Raw genomic sequence first — 22,635 nt, forward strand, 5'->3', positions numbered from 1 at the left:
AACTCCCTTTCTGCCTGCCCGGCCTCGGTGGCGGCCCTTTGCCGTCGCCTAGCCGATATCGTAGCGGAATGTGCCCGCTTCGCCCATTCCAACCTGCACCCGGCCGATCTCGCCGCCCTCCGCCAATCGCGAGAGAATGCGAGATGAGAGCTCGGGAAGCATCGTGCGGTTGAGGATATTCTCAATATTTCGTGCGCCGCTTTCGACCTCTTTGCAGCGCGCCACGATGGCCTCGGGCACGCTGTCCTCGACCTCGAACCCGACGCCGTAGGCCGCCTTGACGCGCCGGCCGATGCGCTTGAGCTGCAGCCCGACGATCAGCTTCATGATGTCGTCGGCCAGCGGGTAGTAGGTGACGATGTTGCAGCGGCCGAGGAAGGCGGGCTTGAACACCTTCAGCAGGTCCGGGCGCAGCGCCTCGGTCAGCGCCTCCGGCTCCGGCATCAGGTCGGGGTCGGCGCAGAGCTTGGCGATGGTGTCCGTGCCGGCGTTGGATGTCATGATGATGACGGTGTTGCGGAAGTCGATGTCCCGCCCCTCGCCGTCCTTCATGTTGCCCTTGTCGAAGACCTGGTAAAACACGTCCTGCACGCCGGGATGGGCCTTCTCCATCTCGTCGAGCAGGACGACGCTGTAGGGACGGCGGCGCACGGCCTCCGTCAGCACGCCGCCCTCGCCATAGCCGACATAGCCGGGCGGCGAGCCCATCAGGAGCGAGACCTTATGCTCCTCCTTGAACTCGCTCATGTTGATGGTGGTGAGGTTCTGCTCGCCACCATAGAGCAGGTCGGCGACGGCGAGCGCCGTCTCGGTCTTCCCGACGCCGCTGGTGCCGACCATCATGAAGACGCCGATGGGCTTGCGCGGATCGGTCAGCCCGGCACGGTTGGTCTGGATGGCCTGGGCGATGGCCGCCAGCGCATGCGGCTGGCCGACGACACGCTCCTCCAGCCGCTCCTTGAGGTTCAGGATGGTCTTGATCTCGTCCGAGACCATGCGGCCGACCGGGATGCCGGTCCATGTCGCCACCACCTCGGCCACGGCCTGGCCATCCACCACCGGATGCACCAGCGGCTGCTCGCCCTGCAGCGCATGCAGCGCCTCGGTCGCGCCGGCGAGCGCCGCCTTGGCCTCCGCCGCCTCCGTCCCGGCCGCCATCGCCGCCTCGATCGCCTCGCGGGATTCGCGGATGCGGGCGACGAGTGCCTTCTCCTCCGCATAGCGCGCCTCGAGCGCCGCCAGCTCCCCGGTGAGCGTCCCGCGCTCCTCCTCCAGCGCCGCGCGTCGCGCGGCATGGTCCTGCCCGGCCGCCTCCTCCCGGGCGATGGCGCCGAGTTCGGTGGCGATGAGGTCGAGCCGCCGCCGGCGGTCCTCGAGCGGCGCCGGCTCGGCCGCCTGGCTCATGGCGACGCGGGCGCAGGCGGTATCCAGCAGCGAGACGCCCTTGTCGGGCAGCTGCCGCGCCGGGATGTAGCGGGCGGAGAGCGCGCAGGCCTGCTCCACCGCCTCGTCCAGGATGCGCACGCCGTGGTGCTTCTCCAGCACCGGCACCAGCCCGCGCAGCATCGCCTGCGCCAGCGGCACGGAGGGCTCGCCCACCTGCACCACCTGGAAGCGCCGCGTCAGCGCCGCATCCTTCTCGAAGTATTTCTTGTACTCGGCCCAGGTGGTGGCCGCGAGGCAGCGCAGCTCGCCGCGCGCGAGCGCCGGCTTCAGCAGGTTGGCCGCGTCGTTCTGCCCCTGGGCGCCCCCGGCACCGATCAGCGTATGCGCCTCGTCGATGAACATCACGACCGGCACCGGCGAGGACTTCACCGCATCGATGACACCTTTGAGGCGGTTCTCGAATTCGCCCTTCACGCCGGCACCCGCCTGCAGCAGGCCAAGGTCCAGCGACATCAGCTTCACCTGCCGCAGCGCCTCCGGCACGTCGCCCGCGGCGATGCGCAGCGCCAGCCCCTCGGCGACGGCGGTCTTGCCGACACCCGGCTCGCCGGTGAGGATCGGGTTGTTCTGGCGACGGCGGGTCAGGATGTCGATCACCTGACGGATCTCGCCATCGCGGCCGAGGATCGGGTCGATCTTGCCGGCCTTCGCCTGGGTCGTGAGGTCGGTGCAGAATTGCTCGAGCGGCCCGCCGCCGCGGGGAGCGTCGCCGGGCGCTGCCGGTGCGCCGCCCGGTGCCTCGCCGGGCAGTGGCGCCGCAGCCTCCTCGGCCTCGAGGCTGCCTTCGCTCAAGGCCTCCAACCCGCCACGGCGCAGCGCATCCGCCGGCAGGGCGAGCAGGCTCGGCGCGCTGTCCTTCACCGTGCGGGACAGGGTCTCGTCCGAGAGCAGCGCCGCGAGCATATGTCCCGAGCGGATGCGCCCCGTCCCGGCCTCGAGCGAGGCCAGCAGCCAGGCCTCGCGCAACCAGGTGACGATATCGGGCGAGAGGGAGGGCGCCCGCGCATTGCCGGTGCGCAGCTTGTCGAGCGCACGGGTCAGCTCCGCAAGGACACGGCCGCTGTCAATCCCCTGCTTGCGCAGCAGCACGTTCACATCCGTGCCCTGCGTCTCCACCAATTTCAACAGCAGGTGCTCGATCTCGACATTGTAGTGCGAACGGGAAAGAGTGAGGCCGGCCGCAGCCTCGAGTTGGCGGCGGCCCAGCGCACTGAGGCGGCCGACGAGGGATTTCAGGTCGATCGCCACCATATCCCGTTAACCTCCCGTTAACTGTATCGGTCGCCATGCCGAACGGGCGGGACCGTAAACAAGTTGGGAGAGCGCTGTCCAGCATGATAGCGTATCGGTTGCAGGCCGGCGTTGCCCGGCACATCCAAGGGACCAGATCGAGGCGGCATGTCGGGAAGCCTGTTCGATATTGAGACGTTGCTCGCACCGCTCGACGGCGCCGATGGCGCCGGCATCGACTTGCGCAGCGACTACTCGCCGACATCGCCCTATCAGAAGCTGCGTGACGCGCGCGCCGAGGCACGCGCCGAGGAGCGGGCACTCGAGACCTCGGAGGAAAGCGACCCGGCCGTGCCGCAGGGCTGGCGCGAGGTGAAGCGCATCGCGCTGCAATGCATCGGCGAGCGCAGCAAGGATTTCGAGGTCGCCGCCTGGCTGCTGGAATCACTCGTGCGGCTCGACGGCCTGGCCGGGCTCAGCGCCGGTTCCGAGCTGCTGACCGGGCTGCTCGATCGCTACTGGGAGCCAGGCTTCCCCCAGCCCGACGAGGACGGGATGGATGTACGGGCCGCGCCGCTCGGCGGCCTCTCCGGCGAGGGGGCCGATGGCACCCTGATGCAGCCGCTGCGCCGGCTGCCGATGTTCCGCCGCCCGGATGGCCGCGCCGTCGGCCTGCATCTCTGGAAGATCGCCGAGGACACCGAGGCCATCCCGAACGAGGGCGACAACAAGAAGCGGCGCAAGGCGCGCTACGACGCCGGCGTGCCGGAGATGAAGGCGCTGGAGAACGAGGCCCGCGTCGAGGCCGCCTCGCTGCGGCGCACCGCGCAGCAGGCGCTGCAGGCGCAGCGCGCCTGGGCGACGCTGGCGGCGCAGATGGATGCCCGGTTCGGTGACCTCGCCCCCAATACGCGGCGGGTGTCCGAGGCGCTCGAGCAGATCATCCAGATCGCCAGCCGCCTGATCGGCCCGGTCGCCGAAGCGGCACCGGAGCCCGGCGGCGGGATCGAATCCATGGAGGAGGTGACGGCCATGGTCGAGGAGGCACCGGCCGGCGCCGGCGCGGCGGTGGCGGTCCGGCCGCTGCGGACGCGGGAGGATGCGATCCGCCAGCTCGAGGAGCTGGCCGAGTATTTCCGCAGGACCGAGCCGCACTCGCCGCTGGCCTATACGCTGACCGATGCGGTGCGGCGGGCGCGGATGCCGCTGCCCGACCTGCTGGCCGAGGTCCTGCCCGATAACGGGGCGCGGCAGGCGATGCTCACCATGCTCGGCATCCGCAGCGCCATGGACGAGGGTAGCTGAGCGGCCGGTCAACCGCTCGGCAAGGCTTTCATTGACGGGATTTCGTGCCGCCGCGTATCGTGTTTGACGACTGCCAGAACCGTTACGGGCGCGTTGAGGGAGAGGAAGGATGAGCGGCAGCGTTCACCAAAAGCTGGCCCGGGTTCGCAAACCTCGCGTCCACATCACCTATGAGGTCGAGACGGAGGGCGCCGCGATCGAGCGGGAGCTTCCCTTCGTCGTCGGCGTCATGGGCGATTTCGCCGGTGACCCTTCGGAGCCACTGAAGCCGCTCGCCGAGCGGAAATTCGTGCAGATCGACCGCGACAACTTCAACGATGTCATGGCGCGCATCCAGCCGGGCCTGAACATCAAGGTCGACAACACCCTGGCCGAGGATGGCAGCCAGATGGCGGTCAACCTGAAGTTCCGCTCGATCGAGGATTTCGAGCCCGCCAAGGTCGCCGAGCAGGTTCCCGCCCTCAAAGCGCTGCTCGACACCCGCGCCAAGCTGCGCGACCTGATGAGCAAGGTCGACCGCTCCGAGGAGCTGGAGGGCCTGCTCGAGGATGTGCTGCAGGACAAGGACAAGCTGGCGGCGCTCTCGTCCCAGCTCGGCCTCGACAAGCAGGGGGGCTGAGCGATGAGCGAGACGCAGCCATCGGCCGCCGCCGCCACGACCACCACGGAGGAGGCCGGGCTCGGCCTGCTCGACCAGGTGCTCGGCGCCACCAAGCAGACCGAGCGGGACCGCGCCCAGGACCTCATCAAGGCGCTGACCGAGGAGGCGCTGAAGGGCACCGTCACCTACAGCCGCAACCTCACCCAGACCTTCGACCGGGCGATCGCCGCGCTGGATGCCAAGATCAGCACCCAGCTCAACGCGGTGATGCATCATGAGCGCTTCCTGAAGCTGGAAGGCTCCTGGCGGGGCCTGCATTACCTCGTCATGAATTCCGAGACCGGCTCCTCGCTCAAGCTGCGCATGCTCCAGTGCAGCAAGCGCGAGCTCTCCCGCGACCTGCAGCGCGCGGTCGAGTTCGACCAGAGCCAGATGTTCAAGAAGATCTACGAGAACGAGTTCGGCACCCCGGGCGGCGAGCCCTATGGCGCGCTCGTCGGCGACTACGAATGGACCAACCACCCGGACGACATCGAGACGCTGCGCCTCGCCTCCAACGTCGCCGCCAGCGCCTTCGCGCCCTTCATCTCGGGTGTCGGCGCCGGGATGTTCGGCTTCTCCGACTGGCGGGAGCTGTCGAAGCCGCGCGACCTCACCAAGATCTTCGAGACCGCGGAATACGCCAAGTGGCGCTCCTACCGCGACACCGAGGACAGCCGCTTCGTCTCCCTCGTCATGCCGCGCGTCATCGCCCGCCTGCCCTATGGCGCCGGCACCGTGCCGGTCGAGGAATTCGGCTATGAGGAGGCGCCCTTCGACGCCACCGGCAAGCCGAAGGCGATGGAGCACAACGACTACTGCTGGATGAACGCCGCCTATGTGATGGCGCAGCGGCTGACCGATACCTTCGCCCAGACGAGCTTCTGCGTCGCCATCCGCGGCGCCGAGGGCGGCGGCAAGGTGCAGAACCTGCCGACCCATGTCTTCACCTCGGATGACGGCGACACCGACGCCAAATGCCCGACCGAGATCGGCATCACCGACCGGCGCGAGGCGGAACTCTCCTCGCTCGGCTTCCTGCCGCTCTGCCATTACCGCAACACCGACTACGCGGTCTTCTTCGGCGCCCAGTCCACCCAGAAGCCCAAGAAGTATGACCGGCCGGAGGCAACCTCCAACGCCGCCATCTCGGCCCGGCTGCCCTATCTCATGGCCACCAGCCGCTTCGCCCATTTCCTCAAGGTAATGGCGCGGGACAAGATCGGCTCCTTCATGGAGGCCTCCGATTGCGAGGCCTGGCTGAACCGCTGGATCAACAACTACGTCAACGGCAACTCCAGCGCCGGGCCGGAGACGAAGGCACGCTACCCGCTGCGCGAGGCCAAGGTGGAGGTGAAGGAGATCCCGGGCCGCCCCGGCTCCTACAACGCCGTCGCCTATCTGCAGCCCTGGCTGCAGATGGAGGAGCTGACGACCTCCATGCGGATGGTCGCCCGGATCCCTCAGAAGGCCTGAACCGCCTGCCCCTGGCCCGGCCTGTGCCGGGCCAGGCTTCTTATTACCCTTGGCCCGGCCTGTGCCGGGCCAGCCTTCGTAGTGCCCTTGGCCCGGCCCGCGCCGGGCCAGGCTTCGTATAACCCTTGGCCCGGCCTGCCTGAGCCGGGCCAGGCTTCCTATCCTGGAAAGGGGCGCGCCGGAGCATGGATGGATCGCCGGCCGCGGTGACTGGCGATGCGGGGACAGGAACGGCGGAGCCACCGCCGCTCCGCGCCGGCATACTCTCCGGCGCCTTCCTAGGCCGCGCCGGGGCGATGGCCGCCGATGCGCTGGCCAGCTTCCTGATCGAAGGCCCGGCGGCCTCGCTGCGGCTCTGGTTCGGTGAGGCGGCCCTCTCCCGCCTCCTCGCGCATGACGGGACGCGGCACGGCCGGGCAGAGGCGTTGCAACGGCTTGAGGAGGCGGTGGACCGCGACCTCGCCACCATCGACCGCATGGTGTCGGAGCAGCTCGACGCGGTGCTGCGGCAGGACCGGCTGCGGCGGCTGGAGGGTTCCTGGCGCGGGCTGCACTGGCTCGCCGGCCGTCTCCCACCGGGCCGCAGCTGCAAGGTCAAGCTGCTGAGCCTCCGCTGGTCGGAGCTCTGCCGCGATTTCGAGCGCGCCATCGAATTCGACCAGAGCCAGCTCTTCAAGAAGGTCTACGAGGAGGAGTTCGGCACCCCGGGCGGCGAACCCTATGGCCTGCTCTGCGGCGACTGGGAATTGCGTCCCTTCCCCGGCCCCGGCAGCAGCACGGATGACATCGCCGGCCTCGATGCGCTGGCCGGCGTCGCCGCCGCCGCCTTCTCCCCGGTCGCGGTCGCCGCTCATCCGTCCCTGATCGGCCTCGACCATTGGCATGAGCTCGGCCCCGCGATCGACCCGACCGAGCCGATGCGCGGCCTCGAGCGCCGCCGCTGGCGCAGCCTGCAGGAACGCGAGGATACCCGCTTCCTCAGCGTGCTGCTGCCCCGGGTGCTGGCGCGTCCGCCCTGGCCCGATGACGGCACCCGCCCCGACCGCTTCCGCTACCGGCCGGATGCCGGCCAGCCCGGCGCCCGCGCCTGGATGAGCCCGGTCTATCCACTCGCCGCCGTCGCCATGCGGGCCTTCGCCAGCTTCGGCTGGCCGGCCGATATCCGCGGCGCCACGGTCAGCGCGCTGCCGGTCGGCGGGGTCGTCGACGCCTTGCCGGTCGAGCGCTTCGCCGCCGACCCGCCCGGCCCCGCGCCACGCCCGCCGGTCGAGCTCGCCCTGACGGATGACCAGGAACGCCAGATGGTCGAAGCCGGACTGATGCCACTGATCGGGCTCGAGGGCCTGCCGGAGGCCGCCTTCGCCGCCGCGCCCAGCCTGCACCGCCCACCCCGCATGACGGCCGAGGCGGGCAATGCCAACCAGCGCCTCTCGGCCCAGTTCAACGCCGTGCTCTGCGTCAGCCGCTTCGCCCATTGCGTGAAGATGATGGGGCGCGACATGGTCGGCAGCTTCAAGACGCCGCAGGAGATCGAGCGGCGCCTGCAGACCTGGCTGATGCAGTATACCAGCACGACCAGCGGCGCCGCCGGCGAGAGCGGTGCCCGCCAGCCGCTGCGCAGTTCCCGCGTCGAGGTGCGGGAGAAGCCGGGCCAGCCCGGCGTCTTCGGCTGCACCATCCTGATGCAACCGCATTTCCAGCTGGATGAGGTGGGCGCTGCCTTCCGGCTGGTCACCGATCTCTCCGCGCCGAGGGCCGCCGCATGACCACGATCGGAGACGCGTTCCAGACGGGCGACCTGCCTGCCGCCATCGCCGCTGCCACGGCCGGGGTGAAGGCCGCCCCGCGCGATGCCGGCGCCCGCTGGCTGCTGACGGAGATGCTGCTCTTCGCCGGCGAGGTGGAGCGTGCCGACCGCACGCTCGACAGCGTCATCGCCGACGAACCCTCCCCGGCCGTGCTCGAATTCCGCCGCCTGCTGCGGGCCGAGGTGGTGCGCCGCCAGGTCTTCGGCGAGGGCCGCCTGCCGAAATTCCAGGGCGACGAGGCAACGCCGGCACAGACCGCCGCCATGCGGGCGCTGACCCTGCTCCGCCTGGGCGAGGCCGCCAATGCCGCCGCCGCGGCGGCCGAGGCGGAGGAGCTTCGCCCCCGCGCCCCCGGCGAGGCCCGCGCGCCGGACGGCACCGTCACCCCCTTCGACGACTTCCGCGATGCGGATGACCTGTTCAGCCCGCATCTCGAGGTGCTGACCGCCGGCGGCGACTACATGTGGGTGCCGGTCGAACGGCTGCAGAGCCTGGTCTTCGAGGCCGCGCGCCGCCCGCGGGACCTGTTCTGGCGCCGCACCAACCTCACCTTGAAGGACGGTACCGAGGGCCTCGTCTTCGTCCCCGCCATCTATCTCTGGACCGATCCGGCCACGCCCATGGCGCTGAAGCTCGGGCGCGAGACGGACTGGCCCGATGCCGGCGAGGGCCCGGTGCGCGGCCTCGGCCAGCGCCTGTTCCTGGCGGGCGAGGAGGCGCTGCCGCTCGCCGAGGCGGGGACGCTGACCTTTGCATGAGCGGGCCGCGCGCATGACCGGTGTGGGCGCATGAGCGGCTCCGCCCGCGACGGACGCATCCGGCTGCCGCTGCTGGACCGGCTGCTGGATGCCGATCCGGCGGCACCGGTCGATCCGCCGGCAACCCAGGCCTATGCGGTGGAGCTGCTGCGCCAGGCGGTGCGGCGGGATGTCGAGGCCTTGCTGAATGCCAGGCGGCGGCGGGTGCCGCTGCCCTCCGGCCTCGGCGCCCTGCCCGTCTCGCCGCTCGGCTACGGCATCCCCGACCCGACCGCCGGCAGCTTCACCGAGGATGAGCGGCGCGAGGCCCTGGCCGCCGAGGTGGAGGCCACGCTACGCCGCTTCGAGCCGCGGCTGGCCAATATCCGCGTGACCCTCGCCAAGGCGCCGCGCGAGCGGGCCGATACGCTCGACCGCACGCTTCGCCTCCGCGTCGAGGCCGTGCTGCGCAGCGACCCGGTGCCGGAGCAGATCAGCTTCGAGACGAAGCTGCGCCCCGTCACCCTCGATGTCTCGGTGCGCGAGGGCTGAGATGTCCGAAACCCTGCTGCCCTATTTCAACCGCGAGCTGGCCTCGATCCGCAAGGAGGCCGGCGAATTCGCCGAAGCCTTCCCGAAGGTCGCCGGCCGCCTCCGCCTCTCGGCCGAGACGGTCGATGACCCCTTCGTCGCGCGGCTGCTGGAAGGCATCGCCTTCCTCGCCGCCCGGGTGCAGCACCGGCTGGATGACGAGCTGCCCGAGATCAGCGATGCGCTGCTCGAGATGCTCTCGCCGCATCTGCTGGCGCCCGTTCCCTCGATGACCACGCTGCGCCTGGCGCCGCCGGCCGATACGCGGGCCCCGCTCCGGGTGCCGCGCGGCCTCGCGGTGGAGACCGAGCCGGTGCGCGGTGAGCCGGTGCGCTTCCGCACCTGCCATGACGTGACGCTCTGGCCGCTCGTCATCGAGGCGGCGCGGCTCACCGGCCTGCCGCTCGCGGCGCCGGCCAATCCGCGCGCCTCCGGCGCCGTCGCCTGCCTCCGCCTCACGCTAAGGACCGCCTCGCCCGACCTGCCGATGGCGGAGCTCGGCCTCGACCGGCTGCGGCTGCATCTCCGCGGCATCGGCCCCAGCGCGGCGCTGCTGCATGAGCTGCTCTGCACCGCGACCCTCTCCATCGCCCTCGCCGATGGCCCGGCCGACCCGCGCCCGACCATCCTCGGCGCCGGCGCCCTCCAGCCTGGCGGCTTCGAGGCGGAGGAGGCGGCCCTGCCCTGGCCTCGCCGCGCCTTCGCCGGCCACCGGCTGCTCACCGAGTTCTTCGCCTTCCCCGAGAAATTCCTCTATCTCGACCTCGACGGGCTCGATGCCCGCAGCCTCGTGCAGCGGGGCGACCGGCTGGAGGTCTTCCTCTATCTCTCCCGCTCCATGCCGGAGCTGGAGCGCACGCTCACCGCCGAGAATTTCGCCCTGGGCTGCACGCCGGCGGTGAACCTCTTCCCGCAGCGCTGCGAGCCCATCGCCCTCGACGGCACCCAGTCCGAATGGCTGGTCCTCCCCGATGCCCGCCGCCCCACCGCGCTCGAGGTCTATGCGGTGGAGCAGGTCCGGGAGAGCCGGGCCGATGGCACGCGCCGCTTCGTCCTGCCCTTCCACCGCCTCGGCCGGGCCGATGCCGAGGGCGAGGCCGCGGAGGCGCATTACATCGCCGGCCGCCGCCCCGCGCCACCCGCGCTCGGCGGGACGGAGACGCAGCTCAGCCTGCGCGACGCCGCCTTCGACCCGAGCCGCCCCGCCGATGGCGTGCTGACCGTGGAGGCGCTCTGCTGCAACCGCGACCTTCCCAGCATGCTGCCCTTCGGCGGTGGCCAGCCGCATCTCCGCATCGCCTCCGGCGGCTCCCCCGCCGCCTTCGCCGAGGCCCTGTCGCCACCGACCCCGACGCTCAGGCCCAACCTGCGCGAGCGCGGCGCCTGGAAGCTGATCTCCCATCTCGCGCTGAACCATCTCTCGGTCAGCGGCGGCGAGGCCGGGGCGCTGGCGCTGCGCGAGATGCTTCGCCTGCACGACCTGCGCGACAGCCCCGAGAGCCGCTCCTCCCTCGCCGCGCTGCTGGCGGTGGATGCCCGGCCCGGCGTCGCCCGCCTGCCGGGTGGCCGGCCCGGCGCGCTGGTGCGCGGCCTCGACGTCACGCTGACCTTCGACGCGCAGCGCTGGCAGGGCGGCGGCCTCTACCTGATGGCGGCGATACTGGAACGCTTCCTCTCGCTGCAGGTCTCGGTGAATGCCTTCGTCCGCAGCGGCGTCGCGCTGCGCGGCCGCAGCGGCTTCGTCGCGCAATGGCCGGCGCGCAGCGGCACGCGGGCGCTGCTGTGACCGGCTTCGCCGCCCTGCTGCCGCCGATCCGGCCCGTCGCCGCCCCGCCGGCGGAGCGGCTGCTGCGCGAGCCGACGCGCTTCACCCTGGACCAGGCCGCGCATCTGCTGGCACCGGGCGGGGATGTCCTGGCGCTGCGCTACCGCACCGTGGCCCGCCTCGGCTATCCGCAGGGCGAGATCGGTGCCCCGAGGCCGGAGCAGCGCCAGCTCGCTGTCACCACCTTCGGCCTGGTCGGCGCGGGCGGCGTGCTGCCGCGCCATTTCACCGGGCTGGTCGGGGCCGAGCAGCGCAAGCGGTCCGAGGCGCTGCATGCCTTCCTCGATCTCGGCGCCTCGCGCTTCACCGGCCTCTTCGTCAAGGCGGGCGAGAAGTACAGGCCGACGCGGGACCCCGCCCCGGCCGAACGCGGCCTCGCCGCGGTCATCGGCCTCGCCACGCCGCATCTCGCGGGCCGCCTCGGGCTCGAGCTGCAACGCCTGCTCTACCATGCCGGCAACCTCGCCTCGCGCAGCCGCTCGGCCGCGCGGCTGCAATCCATGCTGGAGGAGGAGACCGGGCTGCCGGTGACGATCGAGGAATTCGCCGGCGGCTGGATCCGCCTGCCCCCGACCGAGCAGACCCGGCTGGCCGGCGGCGAGCCGCGGGGTGGCCGCGGCCGCGGCCTTGGTGGCCAGCATGCGGTACTCGGCCAGGGTGCCGTGGCAGGGGCGCAGACCTGGGACAGCCAGGCGCGCTTCGTAATCCGCATCGGCCCGCTCGACCGGGCGGGATTCGAGGCCATGCTGCCGGGGACGCCGCAGCATCGCCGCGTGCTCGCCATGACGCGGCTCTTCGTGGGGCTCGATACCAGCTTCGCCATCAACCCGGTCCTGGCGGCCGAGGCGGTCCCGCCGCTCGCCCTTGGGGCTGGACGGCTCGGCTGGTCCTCCTGGCTCACCACCCCCCGAGCCCGGCGGCGGGACGGGGAGGAGCCGCGCTTCGAGGCCAGCCAGGTCACATCGCTGTGATGGCTGCGGCGGCCGCTCTAAGAATGGCTCGCAACCGCCAATTTCGGCGGTGAACCGGCAGGTGCACGGGCTTCGCCTCAATGTGCGGCACGGTTCCTATGCGTTATCATAGCGATCTCGAATGAAGGTGGATCATGACGCTCACCGCAAGGGCCCTGATCGTCCTCGGGGCTGCGGCTCTCCTCGCCCCCGGGCTGGCAAGCGCGCAGCGCAATGAGGCCGCGAATCCCGGCATGCGCGAGCTGATCGAGCAGCTTCAGCCGACGACACGCGGCATCCGCGTCCCCGCCGAGGCCCCGAGCCCCTCGGCCACCGCGCCGGCCCGTACCACGACCGCGCCACCCGGCGTCGGTGCCGCCTCGATCAGCCTGCGCTTCGCCACCGGCTCCGCGGTGCTGACGCCCGAGGCGGAACGCAGCCTGGACGAGCTCGGCCGCGCCCTCGCCTCGCCGCAATTGGCGGCCTACCGCTTCCGCATCGAGGGCCACACCGACACCGTCGGCAGCCGCGAGTCGAACCAGGCCCTGTCCGAGCGCCGCGCCGCCGCGGCCCGGGACTACCTGACGAGCCGCCACAGGATCTCCGCCGATCGGCTGGACGTCATCGGCCTTGGTGAGAGCCAGCTCCTGGTCGCCACGCCCGACGAGGCCGCCGAGGCGCGCAACCGCCGGGTGCAGGTCATCAACCTGGGTGGCTGACCCTCCGCTGCTGCCACGAACCATGCGCCTCCGATCCCTGCCAACTCCCTTCCATGAAAGCATCCCCCTCATGGCTCGGCTCCCCCGTCTCGCCGGTCTCGCGGCCATGCTCGCTCTGGCGTTGCCGCCGGATGCCGGCGCCCAGAGCGACCTGGCCGCGCAATCCCTCATCGACCGGCTGAAGCCCTCCGGCAGTTCGGGAACCCGCGGCATCCGCATCCCCGGCGAGGCGCCGGCGCCCGCCCCGGTCGCGGCGCCTGCACCGGTCTGGAGCCCGCCTGCCGCACCGGCCCGGCCGCAGGCCGTCGCCCCGAACCGCGCCCCCGCCCAGGAGCAATCCGCGACCAGCCGCCCCGCCGCGAAGGCCATGCCGCGCGAGACAACGACGGATGCGCCCTCCGTCTCCATCACCGTCACCTTCGCCAGCGGCTCGGCGACGCTGACGCCGGAGGCGGAGCGAGCCCTGGCCCCGCTCGGCCGCGCCCTCGCCTCGCCCGACCTTGCCCCCTACCGCTTCCGCATCGAGGGCCATACCGACACGGTCGGCGACGCCGCCGTGAACCAGGCCCTGTCCGAACGCCGCGCCGCCGCCGTGCGGGACTACCTCGCGCGGGTCTATGGCGTGACGGACAGCCGGCTCGTCGCGGTGGGCTTCGGCTCCTCGCAGCTCCTCGTCCAGACGCCGCCGCAGGTGAACGAGGTGCGGAACCGGCGCGTCCAGGTGGTCAATATCGGCAACTGACCACCGATGGCGCCAGCCGAGGATGATACGGTCAGGCTGAAGCCGCCGGGCCCGGGCTCGGCGCGGCGCGGCCTGATCGGCGGCCTGGCCCTGCTCGGCCTCCTGGGCGGCGGCGTCTGGTACGGCGCCGGTGGTCCGGGCGAGGATGCGCGCCCCGCGCCCGCGGCGACGCCGGCCCCGCCGCAGCCCATGGTGCGGGTGATGGCCGAGGCGGAATTGCTCGCCCTGCTGCCGGAGCAGCCAAGCCTTTACCGGTTGCGGGAGAACCCGCAGGTCTTCGTGCTTCTCTTCCCCGACCTCGCGCGGCAGGGCGAGGCGCTGAACCGCGCGGCTGCGCTGATCGAGAAGGCCGGCCTGCCACGCGACCGCCTGCTTGACGCCACCGAGCTGGCGGCGGCCATCGCGCGCAGCGGCGACACGCCGGCCACCTGGTATCTGGGCCATGACTACCGCTCGGCCGACCTCGCCCGCTTCTTCGCCCTCGCCGAACGCGACCGCGTGGCGCTGAACGAGGCCGAGCTCTGGCTGCGCGACCAGTTCGCCCTGGCCTCCGCCGCGGCCGGGCCGGGCCCCTTCGCCATGGTCTCCGCCGCCGCGCCCGGCCCGCAGATGGATATGCCGATGCGCATGGCCGTGCTGCGCCATGAGATCGGGCATGGGCATTACTTCACCCTGCCGGGCTTCGCCGGGCATGTGCAGGCGGTCTGGCGCAACGGCTTCACCGAGGCCGAACGGGGCGCCTTCCGCGGCTTCCTCGGCCGCGAAGGCTATGATGCCGGCAATGATGAGCTGATGGCCAATGAGGCCATGGCCTATCTGCTCTTCACCCCGGATCCGCGCCTCTTCGGCCCGGCCCAGGTCGGCCTGGCGCCAGCGACGCTGGACCGGCTGCGGGAATTGCTGCGGGTCGGCCTGACGCTGCCCTGAGGCCGGGCGTCAGCGCCGCGCCACCGTCTCCACCAGCACGGCCTGCACGGCCACGCGGCCATTCTGCGCCTGGGCGGCGCGCAGCGCGGGTGCCAGGGCGCGGAGATAATCCTCCGCCTTCTCCACCACCGGCCGGCGCTGGGCGAGGATCGGCCGGTCCGAGGTGACGACCAGCACCAGATCCGTCCCGAAGGGCTCGTCCACCTCCCACCCGGTGAAGCTGCCGGCAGGCTCGCCCAGGCGGAGCTGCGCATTGGGCGCCTCGGCGCGGGAGGGGACGAGATGCGCGACCTCCCCCGACTGCATGAGGTAGCTGACAGTGAGATGCCCCGGCCAGGGCGGCATGGTGACGGAGAGCCGCAGCAACTCCCCCTTGGCGAGCGGCGTGGCGCCGATGATGCCGGCCTGGGGCGAGGCATCCTGTCCCGCGGCATTGGGGCGCAGCAGGTCGAGCGCGGCGCAATAGGGCCCGTCGAAGCCGCGGAGCTGCATCTGCACCGCATCGCCGGGCAGGCCACGCGCCGCGACCTGCTGGCGCAGCAGCGCCTCATCGCCCCGGCGGATGATGCCGGAGAGGGTGAGCCTGGTGGCAGTCGCGCTCCAGGACAGCAGGCTGCATGGCGTGGCGGCCAGCGCCGCACCGGCCGCGGCGAGATCGGCGCGGAGCTGATCGGCACGCCGGCGTGCCTCCTCGACCACCTGCTGCTGCCGTGCCTGTTCGGCGGCCTGTTGCTGGCGCACCTGCTCGGCCGCCTGTTGCTGGCGCGCCTGCTCGGCGCGACGCCCCTCCTCCTCCCGCAGCCGTCGCTCGATCTCGGCCTCGGCCTGCGGCGGAGGGGTGGGTGTGGCTGACTCCGTCGCCGCCTGTGGGGCAGGCACCGGCTGTGTCGCCTCGGCCCGCTGGCGCGCCTCCTGCTCCGCTGCCTGGCGAAGCTGCTCCAGCCGCTGCTGATCCGCCCCCTGATCCCCGCCGCCGAGCAGCATGAAGGCAATGACGCCGGCGGCTGCCAGGACCCCGGCCCCACCAGCGATCAGCCCGACCGGCGCCCTGCGCGCCAGGGCCGGCGGTGGGGTGGGCGGCGGGGCCGACATGGCCGGGCCGGGCGGGGCGGCGGGCGGCATGGTGCCGACCAGCGTCGCATCGCTGTCGAGGCCGGGCAGCGGGCCGGCGCCGCTGAAGCCACCGGCCTCCGGCGCCGCGGCGGGCGCCGCCGCCGCGGCGCGGATGGCGGCGGCGAAGGCGGCCGCGCCCGGGTACCGGTCCTCCGGCCGCTTCGCCAGCGCGCGGGCAATCACCGCGTCGAAGGCCTGCGGCGCGGTGACCGAGAGCCTGGAGGGCGGCGGCGGCTCGGTATGCAGCGCCTTGTGCATCACCGCCGAGAAGCCGCCCTCGAAAGGCTTCTCCCCGGTCAGCAGCTGGTAGAGCATCACCCCGGCCGCCCAGATATCGGCGCGCGCATCCACCGTCTCGCCGCGCAGCTGCTCCGGCGCCATGTAGCTCGGCGTGCCCATGACCGTGCCGATCTGCGTCATCGAGGAATTCTCGAGCCGCGCGATGCCGAAATCGGCCATCTTCACCGCGCCATCGCCCGACAGCATGATGTTGCCCGGCTTGATGTCCCGATGCACGACGCCGCGGCCATGGGAATAGGCCAGCGCCGCCAGCACCTCCTCCATGATCCGGACGATCTCGGGGACGGGGAAGCGCTCCTTCCGGTCCAGCCGGTCCTTCAGCGAGCCGCCTTCGACCAGCTCCATGACGATCCAGGCGCTCTCGGCATTCTCGCCGTAATCATAGACGCCGACGATGTTCGGATGCGCCAGCCGCCCCGCCGCCTGCGCCTCGCGGCGGAAGCGCCCATGCGCCTCCTCCCCCTCCGGGTCACCGGCGGGCGGCAGCTTCACCACCTTGATCGCCACGCGCCGCTCGATATTGCGGTCGAGCGCATCATACACCGTACCCATGGCGCCGCTGCCCAGGGTGCCGCGCAACTCGTACTTCCCGGCGATCTCGTTCGGAATCATCCGCCCAGCAACCTCGAGGCTGTCCTGCCCGCGCGGCGAGCCTTGGTCATGCCGCGCGGGATACATCCTACAGCCTGGGCGCGGATTGCGCTGCCGCCGTTTGCACCGGCGCGGCACGCCGGCCATCGCCGATCAGCGCGAAGGGCGCCCAGTAGAAGGGATGGCCGAAGGCGTCGGGCAGCCGCTGGCCCGCCTCGTCCAGCAGCAGGAGCTGCGCACCGCGCAGCGCCGCGGCCGAGGAAGCGCCGGCCTGCTGGCGGCGCAGCGAGTCCGCGACCGTCAGCGCCGCCGCCGCATCGTCCACCGCCCAATGCGTCACCATCAGCCCGCGCGCCCCGGCATAGAAGAAGGCGCGCGCCAGGCCCGAGAGCGCCTCGCCACCCCCTGCCCCGCCCGGTCCGCCTGTGTTGCAGGCCGACAGGATGATGAGATCGGCATCGAGCTTGAGGCCGAGCAGGTCGCTTGCCTTGACGAAGGCCGAATTGGCATCCGCGGCCCCCGCCTGCGGCGAGACGACGATCGAGGGCTCCTGCAGGCAGGAGAGCTCGCCCGGCAGCAGCGCATGGGTGGCGAGATGGATGATCCGCCGCTGTCCAAGCTCCGCCGCGCGCAGGCTGGCCGCGGTGAAGTCGGGGCCGAGCCGCACATCCTGCGGCCGCGCGCCCATCAGCCGCTCCGCCTCCTGCACCTCGATCCGCGTTCCCGGCAGCCGCATCAGCCCGGCCGCCAGCCGCGCATCCGCGGCGCAGCGATCGACGGGGAAGCTGCGGATCAGCTGCGCCGGGCTCGGTGGGACGAAATCGCCGAAGCCGCCATAAGCCAGCGGCGCGGCGGAGCCGGGCCCGGCGCCGCGCAGCGTCACCAGCGTCTGCGGCGAAGGCACATGCACGACGGCATGGCGCCGCACCAGCCAGGGCGCCGCGCCGAGCGCCGCCGGGTCGGCCGGTCCGGTCAGCAGCATGCCGAAGGGGATGCCGAGCAGCGGCCCGTCCGGCACCACGACCAGCGTCTCCGCCCCTTCGAGCGGCCGGGCCAGCGGCGCCAGCAACGCCGCGTAGAGGGCCTGGGCCGGCGCCGGGTCGAAACGGCCCGGCCGGCCGCCGGCATCCACCACCCCCGCCCGCAGCGCATTCACCAGCCGCCCCGCCTCCGCCTCGGTGAGGGCGGAGCGTGCCATCTGCACCGCGCCGCCCCGGACCATCAGCACCCAGCCATGGCTGCGGCCGAGCAGCATGGTGACCAGCGCCTCCTGCGGCCCGAGCACGGCAGCCACGGCATCGGCATCGACCGAGCTGAGCAGCAGCTGCCGGTAGCCGGGCGCGGCGGCGGCGACCACGCTCTCGGCCTCCGCCCGTGCCTGCTGGGCGGCGGCGATCCGCGCATCGAGCCCCGGCGCCGCGCCGCTGTCACGCTCGGCGAAGAGGCCGCGCAGCGCCTGGTCGGCATCCTGCAGCCTGCGCACCGCCTCGGCCACGCGGGCATCGCCGGCGGCGGCGCCGATGCGCGCGCTGGCCTGCTGCACGAAGCGCACCGTGTTGCTGCGCTGGGCGAGCTGCGCCGCGGCGAAGGCCTCCTTGCGCAGCGCAGGCCCATCCGCCGGGTGGGCTGCCGCCTCGGCATCCAGCGCGTCGAGATAGGGGAGGACGAGGTTGATCGGCAGCGCGATCTGCCGCGCGCGGAGGATCGCGGCGCCGGCCCGGAAGGCGGTCAGCGCCTCGTCGCGGCGGCCGGCGGCCCCCCGCCTCGCGCCATTCAGGAACAGCGTCACCGCCTCCGGCCGCTCGCCTGGCGCGGCGATGGCGAAGCGCTGCGACGCCGCCTCGAGCTGGCGCGTTGCCGCATCGTCGCGGCCGAGCGAGCTGTAGGTGCCCGCCTCGGTGCGCAGCGACCGCGCCACCAGCAGGCCGTTCTCGAGGCCGGTCTGCCGCAGCAGCCGGCGGCTGTCGGCGATCAGCGCCGGCGCCGCCGCACGCCCCTCGCCGCGTGCCAGCGTGCGCGCCAGATAGCGCCGCACCTCCGACAGGCCGAGCATGGCGGAGACCGCGGCCGGGTCGCTCACCATCCCGCCGCCATCGGCACCGCGCAGCATGCTGGAGGGCACCAGAGCGGCATAGAGCGCCTCCGCCTCCCGCAGCCGGGCGAGGCCCGCCACATCCTGCCCGTCCTGCAGCAGCGAGAGCGCCTGGTAATGCGCCAGCCGCGCCCGTGCGACCGGGTCGGCGGCCCGGGCCGACAGCACCGTGGCCCGGGTGAAGAGCACCGACGCTTCCTGCATCCGGCCCTGGTTCGAGAGGTTGAGCGCGAGATGCACCAGCGCCGTCGCGGTATCCGGATTGTCCTGCCCGAGCACCCTCTCCTGCAGGGCGAGGGCGGCGCGGTAGGCATCCTCGGCGGCGGCGAAATTCTCAGCCTGGTTCAGCTCGCGCCCGAGATTCATCAGCTCCTCGTAGCGGCCGACGTCATTGGCGCTGAAGGCCTCGGCGGAGAGCCGCCGCACCGCGATCTCGAGCGCGGCCGAACGGGCCTGCCCCTGGCCCTGTCCCTGGCCCGCCGCGGCGGCGCGGCCGGTGGCCAGCCCCTCCATCACCGGCGTCGCCGTGGCGACCCCATCGGCCAGCACCGGCCCCTCCGGCCCGGCCGCGACGAGGGCGACATGCGGCCAGCCGCCGTTCTTGCGGGTACAGGCCAGCAGCCGGGCGGGGACGCCGCCCGCCAGCGTCGTCGGCTGCGGCGCCGCGCAGGTCACGCGCTGGTCGAGCCAGGTGCGCCAGAGCCCGCCCGCGGCCAGGGCGTCGAGCCGGGCCGCATCGGCCGGGCCGCGCAGCTGCACCACGCGCGCCGCCGGCTGGGTCCAGCCGCCGCAATAGACCTCGCGGCTGCGGGCCACCGGCAGGTCGGCCGGCAGCGCCGCACCGCGCTGGGCGGTGCAGTCCTCGCCCCGCGCATCCTTGCCGGCCGGGTCCATCGGGCCGGCGCTGGCCGAAGCCGCGACATAGGCGCTCTCGGGCGGGCGGGTACAGCCGCCGATGGCCAGGAGAAGGCAAACAGCACCGGCCGCGCCTGCGAGCCGGGCGAGGGCGCCATCCACCGCCAGCACCTTGGCTGCCGCCTCCAGCGAGACCCGCAACAGAGCCATCGACAGCGCTTCCCTTGGCCGATCACGGGTAGTTTAACGAAGATCTGGCCGCCTGTTAAGCAGACCGCGCAAGAATAAGCGGGCATTTCAACCAAAAGAGAATGCCATCCAGCGGACTGCGCCGCGTCTCTATTTTGGTCCAGGCCTGCATCGGGCCCGCGATCCGGCCCCGATTATTCCCTGGCCGCCCAGGCCCGCCTCCGTGCATCCTCCGCGCCTCGCAGCAAGGATCGCCTGAGCGCATGGCCGGATGGCTGGATGACCGGGACCTGCCCGTGGAGACCGAATTCGAGGGCGATCCCGCGCCGGGCCTGGAGGGCCTTCCCCGCATGGACCTCGCCCCGGTCGAGGCGCAGGTGCCGAGCCTGATCGACCAGGCCGTCCGTGGCCCCATCGTGCTGACCCGGAACGGCGCCGAGGCCTTCGTCCTGTTGCCGCTCGACATCTACCGGCGGCTCTGGAGCACGGCCCCCCGGCCGCCCGTGCTCGATGCCGAACCCTCCGAGCCGGGGCCGAAGCGCCGCACCCGCCGCCGCTGATCCCAGGGAGCGTTGGCGGGGGGAGCGTTGGCGGGCTTGACGGCGGCGCCGGGCAGGCGCCACTGCCGCCTCATGGCACCGCCCCTTCTGCTGCTTCAGGACATCCATCTGTCGATGGGCACCACCCCGCTGCTCGCCGGCGCGACCCTCTCGGTCGAGCCGGGCGAGCGGCTGGCGCTCGTCGGCCGCAACGGCTCAGGCAAGTCCACCCTGTTGCGGGTCGCGGCCGGCGAGCTGGAGCCGGAGCGCGGCACCCGCTTCCTGCAGCCCGGCGCAACCCTCCGCAGCCTGCCGCAGGAGCCCGATTTCGGCGATGCGCCAACGGCCCTCGCCTATGCCGAGGCCGGGCTCGGCCCGAATGACGACCCCTACCGCGCCCGCTGGCTGCTGAACGAGCTCGGCCTCACCGGCGAGGAGCACCCCGCACGCCTCTCCGGCGGCGAGGCCCGGCGCTGCGCCCTGGCCCGGGCGCTGGCCCCCTCGCCCGACATCCTGCTGCTCGACGAGCCGACCAACCATCTCGACCTGCCCGCCATCGCCTGGCTCGAGAAGGAGCTCGGCAGCTTCCGCGGCGCCCTCGTCCTCATCAGCCATGACCGCCGCTTCCTCACCGCCCTCTCTCGCGCCATGGTCTGGCTCGACCGCGGCACCACCCGCCGGCTGGAACAGGGCTTCGCCGCCTTCGAGGGCTGGCGCGACCAGGTGCTGGAGGAGGAGGAGGCCGCCCGCCACAAGCTCGACCGCCAGATCGTGCGGGAGGAGCACTGGATGCGCTACGGCGTCACCGCCCGGCGCAAGCGCAACATGCGCCGCGTCGGCGAGCTCGCCGACCTCCGCCAGCGCCGGCGCGAGGCGCTGCGCGCGACCGGCACGGTGCGCATGGCGGCGAGCGAGGGCGAAGGCTCCGGCACCCTCGTCGCCCAGATGGACCATGTCACCAAGGCCTATGGCGACGCGCCGCCCGTGGTGCGGGATTTCTCGACCCGCGTGCTGCGCCGCGACCGCATCGGCATCATCGGCCCGAACGGCGCCGGCAAGACCACATTGCTGAACCTGCTGACCGGCGTGCTGCAGCCCGATTCCGGCACGGTGCGCCTCGGCACCGGGCTGCAGATGGTCACCCTCGACCAGCGCCGCGAAAGCCTCGACCCCGATATCAGCCTCGCCGAGGCCCTCACCGGCGACAAGTCGGACATGGTGCATGTCGGCGGCACGCCCCGCCATGTGGTCGGCTACATGAAGGACTTCCTCTTCGTGCCCGACCAGGCCCGCACCGCGGTCGGCGTGCTCTCGGGCGGCGAGCGGGGGCGGCTGATGCTGGCCCGCGCCTTCGCCCGCCCCTCCAACCTCCTCGTCCTCGACGAGCCGACCAACGACCTCGACCTCGAGACGCTGGACCTGCTGGAGGAGCTGCTGGCGGATTATCCCGGCACCGTCCTCGTCGTCAGCCATGACCGCGACTTCCTCGACCGCGTCTGCACCAGCGTGATCGTGGCCGAGGATGAGGGACGCTGGCAGGAATATGCCGGCGGCTATTCCGACATGGTCGCCCAGCGCGGCCGCGGCGTGGAGGCGAAGGCGGCGCCCGCCGCCAGACCGGCCCAGGCACCGCGCGCGGCTGCCACGCCCGCCGCACCGCCCCCTTCCCGCCGCAAGCTCAGCTTCAAGCAGCAGCATGCGCTGGACACGCTGCCCGCGCGGATGGAGGCCTTGCAGGGCGACATCGCCACCCTCCGCACCGCCCTCGCCGCGCCTGACCTCTACACCCGCGACCGCGCCCGCTTCGAGCGCTTCACCACCGCCCTCACCGCCAAGGAGGCGGACCTCGCCGCCGCCGAGGAGGAATGGCTGGAGCTGGAAATGCTGCGCGAGGAGATCGAGGCCGGCTGACCGGCGGCACCGCCGGCGCTCCCGCGCGTTATCCCGGCCTCGAACGGGGAGGACTGCCGGTTTGGCCCTGCTGACTGCCGAGGATTGGCGCCGCCAGTCCTGGTTCGCCTGGCTATGCCTCCTCGCCCTGGCCGCGACGGCGGCCTGGTTCTGGTCCATCGACCGGCGCGGCGCCGCCGCCGGCACGCTGGCCGCCCTCGCTGGCTGCCTCGGCCTGATCCTGCCGCCCCGCGAGCGGATGCCGGTGCTGCCCGCGCGGCTCCGCGCCCTGCCCCGCCGCCTCGACGCCACGCCGGTGCTGGCGACGCTGCTGGTCAGCCCAGGCTTCGGGCTGAACTGGTTCTACGGTGCCAACGCCTATGACGAGGTCGTGCATCTGGTGAATGGCGCGCTGGCCGGCGCGGTCTTCATCGCCCTGTTCGAATGGCCGCAGCCGCGGCGGGGCGCGCTGCACTGCCTGCTCGCCGGGGCGGGCTTCGGGCTCGTCCTCGGCGTGGGCTGGGAAGTCTTCGAGGCGCTGACCGGGCTGATCGGCGACTGGACCGACACCTGGACCGATGTGGTCCTGACCACGACCGGTGCGGCGCTGGCCGCCTGGCTCCTGGGCCCGCGCCTGGCCCCATCCCCCCTGCCAGCGGGCGACTGACCG

General features: G+C 72.5%; 17 protein-coding genes. 14 read left to right on the forward strand and 3 right to left on the reverse strand.

All coding sequences use genetic code 11. From position 1 onward, the window contains the following. Nucleotides 1-48: 48 nt before the first annotated feature. Complete coding sequence (gene tssH / locus BLR02_RS17545) at nt 49-2,697, reverse strand: type VI secretion system ATPase TssH (RefSeq protein ID WP_090664106.1); 2,649 nt, start codon at nt 2,695-2,697, stop codon at nt 49-51. Nucleotides 2,698-2,844: 147 nt separating this feature from the next. Between tssH and tssA the strand changes: the two genes are divergently transcribed. The 11 genes from tssA (at nt 2,845) to BLR02_RS17600 (ending at nt 14,396) form a co-directional block, all read left to right on the forward strand. Then, nucleotides 2,845-3,981 carry a type VI secretion system protein TssA gene (tssA, locus tag BLR02_RS17550; RefSeq protein WP_090565279.1) on the forward strand — a complete coding sequence of 379 codons (1,137 nt, stop codon included), beginning with the start codon at nt 2,845-2,847 and terminating at the stop codon, nt 3,979-3,981. 109 nt (nt 3,982-4,090) lie between these two features. Beyond that, nucleotides 4,091-4,600, forward strand: a complete 510-nt coding sequence (gene tssB / locus BLR02_RS17555; RefSeq protein ID WP_090565277.1) for a type VI secretion system contractile sheath small subunit — start codon at nt 4,091-4,093, stop codon at nt 4,598-4,600. Between the two features lie 3 nt (nt 4,601-4,603). Continuing rightward, nucleotides 4,604-6,097 (forward strand): type VI secretion system contractile sheath large subunit, encoded by a 1,494-nt coding sequence (tssC, locus tag BLR02_RS17560; RefSeq protein ID WP_090664107.1) that lies wholly within the window; start codon nt 4,604-4,606, stop codon nt 6,095-6,097. Nucleotides 6,098-6,282: 185 nt separating this feature from the next. Next, complete coding sequence (gene tssC, locus BLR02_RS17565) at nt 6,283-7,863, forward strand: type VI secretion system contractile sheath large subunit (protein WP_245704837.1); 1,581 nt, start codon at nt 6,283-6,285, stop codon at nt 7,861-7,863. Next, on the forward strand, nt 7,860-8,663 hold the full coding sequence (locus BLR02_RS17570; protein WP_090565272.1) for a type VI secretion system accessory protein TagJ: 804 nt from the start codon (nt 7,860-7,862) through the stop codon (nt 8,661-8,663). Before tssC (BLR02_RS17565) ends, BLR02_RS17570 begins: the two co-directional genes overlap by 4 nt. Before the next feature lie 30 nt (nt 8,664-8,693). Beyond that, on the forward strand, nt 8,694-9,194 hold the full coding sequence (gene tssE / locus BLR02_RS17575) for a type VI secretion system baseplate subunit TssE (RefSeq protein WP_090664108.1): 501 nt from the start codon (nt 8,694-8,696) through the stop codon (nt 9,192-9,194). A gap of 1 nt (nt 9,195) precedes the next feature. After that, nucleotides 9,196-11,019 (forward strand): type VI secretion system baseplate subunit TssF, encoded by a 1,824-nt coding sequence (gene tssF / locus BLR02_RS17580; protein WP_090664109.1) that lies wholly within the window; start codon nt 9,196-9,198, stop codon nt 11,017-11,019. Further along, the gene (tssG, locus tag BLR02_RS17585; protein WP_090664110.1) at nt 10,983-12,029 is read left to right on the forward strand and encodes a type VI secretion system baseplate subunit TssG; all 1,047 of its coding nucleotides are present in this window, start codon (nt 10,983-10,985) and stop codon (nt 12,027-12,029) included. The genes tssF and tssG overlap by 37 nt, the downstream gene beginning before the upstream one ends. Nucleotides 12,030-12,163: 134 nt before the next feature. After that, nucleotides 12,164-12,727 carry an OmpA family protein gene (locus tag BLR02_RS17590; RefSeq protein WP_090664111.1) on the forward strand — a complete coding sequence of 188 codons (564 nt, stop codon included), beginning with the start codon at nt 12,164-12,166 and terminating at the stop codon, nt 12,725-12,727. A 70-nt stretch (nt 12,728-12,797) separates the two neighbouring features. Then, nucleotides 12,798-13,469, forward strand: coding sequence for an OmpA family protein (locus BLR02_RS30895; protein WP_090664112.1), 672 nt, complete (start codon nt 12,798-12,800; stop codon nt 13,467-13,469). 6 nt (nt 13,470-13,475) lie between these two features. After that, nucleotides 13,476-14,396, forward strand: coding sequence for a hypothetical protein (locus BLR02_RS17600; RefSeq protein ID WP_090664113.1), 921 nt, complete (start codon nt 13,476-13,478; stop codon nt 14,394-14,396). Nucleotides 14,397-14,405: 9 nt separating this feature from the next. Here BLR02_RS17600 and BLR02_RS17605 read toward each other — a convergent pair whose 3' ends face one another. Then, the gene (locus tag BLR02_RS17605; RefSeq protein WP_176849645.1) at nt 14,406-16,421 is read right to left on the reverse strand and encodes a serine/threonine-protein kinase; all 2,016 of its coding nucleotides are present in this window, start codon (nt 16,419-16,421) and stop codon (nt 14,406-14,408) included. A gap of 67 nt (nt 16,422-16,488) precedes the next feature. Then, entirely contained in the window at nt 16,489-19,557 is a 3,069-nt protein-coding gene (locus BLR02_RS17610; RefSeq protein ID WP_090664115.1) for a CHAT domain-containing protein, read from the reverse strand. Nucleotides 19,558-19,799: 242 nt separating this feature from the next. On the opposite strand from BLR02_RS17610, the gene BLR02_RS17615 reads away from it, so the two are divergent. From BLR02_RS17615 to BLR02_RS17625, 3 genes are all read left to right on the forward strand, one after another. Further along, the gene (locus BLR02_RS17615) at nt 19,800-20,096 is read left to right on the forward strand and encodes a type II toxin-antitoxin system prevent-host-death family antitoxin (RefSeq protein WP_176849646.1); all 297 of its coding nucleotides are present in this window, start codon (nt 19,800-19,802) and stop codon (nt 20,094-20,096) included. 72 nt (nt 20,097-20,168) lie between these two features. Beyond that, nucleotides 20,169-21,986: an ABC-F family ATP-binding cassette domain-containing protein gene (locus tag BLR02_RS17620; RefSeq protein ID WP_090664117.1), complete on the forward strand. Its 1,818-nt coding sequence runs from the start codon at nt 20,169-20,171 to the stop codon at nt 21,984-21,986. 61 nt (nt 21,987-22,047) lie between these two features. After that, nucleotides 22,048-22,632 (forward strand): hypothetical protein, encoded by a 585-nt coding sequence (locus BLR02_RS17625; RefSeq protein WP_090565252.1) that lies wholly within the window; start codon nt 22,048-22,050, stop codon nt 22,630-22,632. Nucleotides 22,633-22,635 lie beyond the last annotated feature (3 nt).

Origin of the sequence: Belnapia rosea (genome assembly GCF_900101615.1) — a bacterium.
GTDB lineage: Bacteria > Pseudomonadota > Alphaproteobacteria > Acetobacterales > Acetobacteraceae > Belnapia > Belnapia rosea.

Bases quoted from the DNA above. Each gene is read 5' to 3' on its own strand.
- BLR02_RS17615 (WP_176849646.1), top strand. From the start codon at position 19,800: ATGGCCGGATGGCTGGATGACCGGGACCTGCCCGTGGAGACCGAATTC.
- tssH (WP_090664106.1), bottom strand. From the start codon at position 2,697: ATGGTGGCGATCGACCTGAAATCCCTCGTCGGCCGCCTCAGTGCGCTG.
- tssA (WP_090565279.1), top strand. From the start codon at position 2,845: ATGTCGGGAAGCCTGTTCGATATTGAGACGTTGCTCGCACCGCTCGAC.
- BLR02_RS17605 (WP_176849645.1), bottom strand. From the start codon at position 16,421: ATGATTCCGAACGAGATCGCCGGGAAGTACGAGTTGCGCGGCACCCTG.
- tssG (WP_090664110.1), top strand. From the start codon at position 10,983: ATGGCCGGCGCGCAGCGGCACGCGGGCGCTGCTGTGACCGGCTTCGCC.
- BLR02_RS17620 (WP_090664117.1), top strand. From the start codon at position 20,169: ATGGCACCGCCCCTTCTGCTGCTTCAGGACATCCATCTGTCGATGGGC.
- tssC (WP_245704837.1), top strand. From the start codon at position 6,283: ATGGATGGATCGCCGGCCGCGGTGACTGGCGATGCGGGGACAGGAACG.
- tssF (WP_090664109.1), top strand. From the start codon at position 9,196: ATGTCCGAAACCCTGCTGCCCTATTTCAACCGCGAGCTGGCCTCGATC.
- tssC (WP_090664107.1), top strand. From the start codon at position 4,604: ATGAGCGAGACGCAGCCATCGGCCGCCGCCGCCACGACCACCACGGAG.
- tssB (WP_090565277.1), top strand. From the start codon at position 4,091: ATGAGCGGCAGCGTTCACCAAAAGCTGGCCCGGGTTCGCAAACCTCGC.
- BLR02_RS17610 (WP_090664115.1), bottom strand. From the start codon at position 19,557: ATGGCTCTGTTGCGGGTCTCGCTGGAGGCGGCAGCCAAGGTGCTGGCG.
- BLR02_RS17600 (WP_090664113.1), top strand. From the start codon at position 13,476: ATGGCGCCAGCCGAGGATGATACGGTCAGGCTGAAGCCGCCGGGCCCG.
- BLR02_RS30895 (WP_090664112.1), top strand. From the start codon at position 12,798: ATGGCTCGGCTCCCCCGTCTCGCCGGTCTCGCGGCCATGCTCGCTCTG.
- BLR02_RS17590 (WP_090664111.1), top strand. From the start codon at position 12,164: ATGACGCTCACCGCAAGGGCCCTGATCGTCCTCGGGGCTGCGGCTCTC.
- tssE (WP_090664108.1), top strand. From the start codon at position 8,694: ATGAGCGGCTCCGCCCGCGACGGACGCATCCGGCTGCCGCTGCTGGAC.
- BLR02_RS17570 (WP_090565272.1), top strand. From the start codon at position 7,860: ATGACCACGATCGGAGACGCGTTCCAGACGGGCGACCTGCCTGCCGCC.